The organism is Pedomonas sp. (assembly GCF_036515995.1).
GTDB lineage: Bacteria > Pseudomonadota > Alphaproteobacteria > Sphingomonadales > Sphingomonadaceae > Pedomonas.
In genome coordinates this window covers 1-4,025 of record NZ_DATBUP010000168.1, presented here as the reverse complement: position 1 = coordinate 4,025, position 4,025 = coordinate 1, and the positions used below count along the sequence as shown (strand labels likewise).

Genomic DNA, 4,025 nt, shown 5'->3' with positions numbered 1-4,025 from the left:
GCATCGCCGCGCAGGTCGGAGAGGGAGACCTTGATCTCCACCAGGCTCAGCCGGCCCTTGGTGGACAGTCCCGCCACGTCCGCACGGCGGCCGTTGCCCAGCGGGAACTCGCAAATGGCGGCGCATCCCATGCGATAGAGCAGGCGGCTGACGCCCCGCGCCACATCCCGGGCGTTGAGCGGGCACGCCTCAAGAGGCTCAACGTCCGGGCTTTGGGCATCCAGCGAAGGGTCAGGGGGAGAGGAACGCTCAGGCATTCCCGCACTGTATCAGATCAAAGCGGGAACAAAAGTGCCTGTCAGCTGTCCATCGGCGCAAGGCCCGTCAGCAGGTGCAAAGGCGCGACAAGCTGTTCGTACATGCCGTCATGGCTGCCCGGACCCAGCGCGAGAATGCGCTCCAGGGCATCGATGTGCGCTTCGATGACCCGCAGTTCATCCGCCGCGCCGGGCTTCAGGCGCAGGTAGGCGGATAGCGAGCGCCCCGCGTCGGTCATCAGCGGGTGACCGAAGCTTGAGCCCATGCCCTTCACATTGTGGGCAATCTCGTAAATGTGCTGCCGTGCATCATCGCCGGGGCGATGTTTCGCCCGCCATTCTGCCGTTAGGGCGCGCATCCGGGCGACCGCATCGGCCGTCCATACCTGATAGCTTTGGATCAGCTCGGGGCTGACATAGCTCATCAGTGTGGTTTCGGACATCGCAACATTCGCCGATCTAAGGAAACGCCAGCACTCAACAGGAAATTAAGTCAGTTTGGAAGGATTAACAGTTTGGCCCATCACTCACTGAGATAAAACAACTTCATCAAGAAAATCCTGTGGCGTGTCGGTTTCCAGCTCCACCACCCATAGGTCCGGGTCGAAGCGCCGCTGCTTTTCAATGATCGCCTCGGCGTCCGCCTCGCTCACCGGCTCCCGTCCGGTCAGCGCCAGCCAGGCGCGCTGGCCCCCATCCTGTTGCCCGATACCCTGCTGCGTCGCGCCGAAAAGCTGGCACTCGCCGCTGCGATGCCGGGCAAGCAGCAGCACCGCGCCCGCCTCGTCATACCCGTGGCGAATGACGGTCGCCGCCACGCCCTGAACATTGCAACGCCTGACAAGGGCCGAAACCCACACGCGCGTGGCCAGACGCGGCAGCATCATTGGACTGGATCCGGGGCGATGTTGAAGCCCAGAGCGTCGGCCTTGTTGCCAAAGGCGGCCCTGATCTGCGCGGGCGGCTCGCTGAAGGACAGGCCGTGCAGCCCGTCCGCATACCATTTGATCTCGGCGGAAAGCGGCCGGACATTGGGCAGCAGCACCCGAACCTGCACGCCCGCAGCGAGCGGCAGCTCCAGTTCCGCCAGCAGCCCGCCGGGGGTGATGTTCAGAACCCGGCATTCCAGCCGGTGCGTGGAGAGATCCACATGGCCCTTCCAGAGCACGGGGCGGCGGCGAAAGCGGCGCTGCTCCTCGACGCTCGGCGGATTGGAAAAGTCGTCCATACAAATTGACCGTAATGCCCCACGAACGCGCGCAGAATAGCCCAGATTGTTGCCAAAAGCTACTAGACCCCAGCCCATGTTGACAGTCCCTCTGAGGGCACTGATAATGACCGCCATCCAAGGGGAGCCTCGTCAGGAGGCTGAGATACCACTGGCTGGACAGGGTCAAACAGAACCTGCCGGGCGTGGGAACCCTTCGAACCTGATCCGGATCATACCGGCGGAGGGATGGAGCAAACGGGAGGTGTTTTAGTACCCGTCCTCAAAACCCTATGCACGGGGCCGGATCTCTTGGGCAATCATGCCGTGGAGGTCCACTTGAACAAGCCAATATCCCCCAGAGAATTGAACGTCACGACCGGCCCGATCGCCGGTTCGCGCAAGATCTACGCCGTTGGCGACAGCTGCGCCGCCATGCGGGTGCCGATGCGCGAGATCGCGCTCGCCCCGTCCGCCAACGAGCCGCCGGTCATCGTCTATGACACCTCCGGCCCCTACACCGATCCGAACGCCGAGATCGACATCACAAAGGGCCTGCCGCGCATCCGCACGCCGTGGATCGAAGCGCGCGGTGACGTGGAAGCATACGCCGGCCGCCACGTGAAGCCGGAAGACAACGGCTTTGCCGAGGGCGAATACCTGGTGCCGGAATTCCCGGTGCGCCATCAGCCGCTGCGCGCCAAGGCGGGCAAGGCCGTCACCCAGCTCGCCTACGCCCGCGCGGGCATCATCACGCCGGAGATGGATTTCATCGCCATCCGCGAGAACCTCGGCCGCAAGGCGGCAAAGGAACAGCTGGTGCGCGACGGCAACCCCATGGGCGCGCAGATCCCTGACTTCATCACGCCCGAGTTCGTGCGTGACGAGATCGCCCGCGGCCGCGCCATCATCCCGGCCAACATCAACCACCCCGAAGCCGAGCCGATGATCATCGGCCGCAACTTCCTGGTGAAGATCAACGCCAACATCGGCAACTCGGCCATTACCTCGTCCGTGGCGGAAGAGGTGGACAAGCTGGTGTGGGCCATCCGCTGGGGCGCGGACAACGTCATGGACCTGTCCACCGGCCGCAACATCCACAACATCCGTGACTGGATCATCCGCAACTCGCCGGTCCCCATCGGCACGGTGCCCATCTACCAGGCGCTGGAGAAGGTGGGCGGCATCGCCGAGGAGCTGAACTGGGAGGTTTTCCGCGACACGCTCATCGAGCAATGCGAGCAGGGCGTGGACTACTTCACCATCCACGCGGGCGTGCGCCTCGCCTACGTGCCGCTGACCGCCAACCGCACCACCGGCATCGTCAGCCGCGGCGGCTCCATCATGGCCAAGTGGTGTCTGGCGCACCACAAGGAGAACTTCCTCTACGAGGCGTTCGACGAGATCTGCGACATCCTGCGCGCCTATGACGTCTCCTTCTCGCTAGGTGACGGCCTGCGCCCCGGCTCGATTGCGGACGCCAACGACGCCGCCCAGTTCGGCGAACTGGAAACGCTGGGCGAACTGACCCACGTCGCCTGGAAGAAAGACTGCCAGGTCATGATCGAAGGCCCGGGCCACGTGCCCATGCACAAGATCAAGGAGAACATGGACAAGCAGCTGGAAGTCTGCGCGGAAGCGCCCTTCTACACGCTTGGGCCGCTCACCACCGACATCGCGCCGGGCTATGACCATATCACCTCCGCCATCGGCGCGGCGATGATCGGCTGGTTCGGCACCGCCATGCTCTGCTACGTCACGCCCAAGGAGCACCTGGGGCTGCCTGACCGCAACGACGTGAAGGACGGCGTGATCGCCTACAAGATCGCGGCGCACGCGGCAGACCTCGCCAAGGGTCACCCGGCCGCCAAGATGCGCGACGATGCGCTCAGCCGCGCCCGCTTCGAGTTCCGCTGGGAGGACCAGTTCAACCTCTCGCTCGATCCGGACACGGCCCGCGAATACCACGACGAAACCCTGCCGAAGGAAGCGCACAAGGTCGCCCACTTCTGCTCCATGTGCGGACCCAAGTTCTGCTCGATGAAGATCAGCCAGGACATCCGCGACGCCGCCCGCGCCCAGAACGACGTGGCCGGTGTGGAGGCCGGTGTCGATACCGGGGTGGACCCGCTGGCAGGCATGGCCGAGAAGTCCCGCGAGTTCCGCGAGATGGGCTCGGCGATCTACCACAAGGTGGATTGAGGGAAGTTGTAAGGGAAGGAATGCAGGGGGATCTATAATCCCCCTGCGACCCCCTGTTCGTTTTGAAAGGGCCGTGTCCTTCATGAAGGGCGCGGCCTTTTCTTTTGTCCCGATTCAGTAGGCGCGGCGGCTGACGACAGGCGCGGCCCGACGAACGAAGGGGAGATGCAGGAGGGTTAAGACCCTCCTGCGAATAAAAATTATCAATGAAAATAATATAATAACAAAAAGGCCCGGCGGTGAGCCGGGCCCTTCTGGTGTGTAAGTCAGTCAGGAAGCGCGTCAGGCCGCCTTTTGCTGGCCGTGCGATGCCAGCAGGGCGTAGAGCGCATCGCTCGAGGACGAGCCGCGCAGCTTGG

5 protein-coding genes and 1 riboswitch are annotated in these 4,025 nt (G+C 63.7%); of the genes, 1 reads left to right on the top strand and 4 read right to left on the bottom strand.

Going from position 1 to position 4,025, the window contains the following annotated elements:
• From VIG90_RS12825 to VIG90_RS12810, 4 genes are all read right to left on the bottom strand, one after another.
• The coding region (locus VIG90_RS12825) for an MmcB family DNA repair protein (RefSeq protein WP_331593915.1) at positions 1-257 on the bottom strand (257 nt) is incomplete at its 3' end.
• Between the two features lie 41 nt (positions 258-298).
• A complete protein-coding gene (locus tag VIG90_RS12820) occupies positions 299-700 on the bottom strand; it encodes an Hpt domain-containing protein (protein WP_331593914.1) in 402 nt (133 codons plus the stop codon).
• Between the two features lie 84 nt (positions 701-784).
• A complete protein-coding gene (locus tag VIG90_RS12815; protein WP_331593913.1) occupies positions 785-1,144 on the bottom strand; it encodes a DUF1491 family protein in 360 nt (119 codons plus the stop codon).
• On the bottom strand, positions 1,141-1,485 hold the full coding sequence (locus VIG90_RS12810) for a PilZ domain-containing protein (protein WP_331593912.1): 345 nt from the start codon (positions 1,483-1,485) through the stop codon (positions 1,141-1,143). The genes VIG90_RS12815 and VIG90_RS12810 overlap by 4 nt, the downstream gene beginning before the upstream one ends.
• A gap of 110 nt (positions 1,486-1,595) precedes the next feature.
• A riboswitch (TPP riboswitch) is annotated at positions 1,596-1,731 on the top strand.
• A gap of 72 nt (positions 1,732-1,803) precedes the next feature.
• Here VIG90_RS12810 and thiC point away from each other — a divergent pair.
• Positions 1,804-3,666 carry a phosphomethylpyrimidine synthase ThiC gene (gene thiC, locus VIG90_RS12805; protein ID WP_331593911.1) on the top strand — a complete coding sequence of 621 codons (1,863 nt, stop codon included), beginning with the start codon at positions 1,804-1,806 and terminating at the stop codon, positions 3,664-3,666.
• Positions 3,667-4,025: the final 359 nt, after the last annotated feature.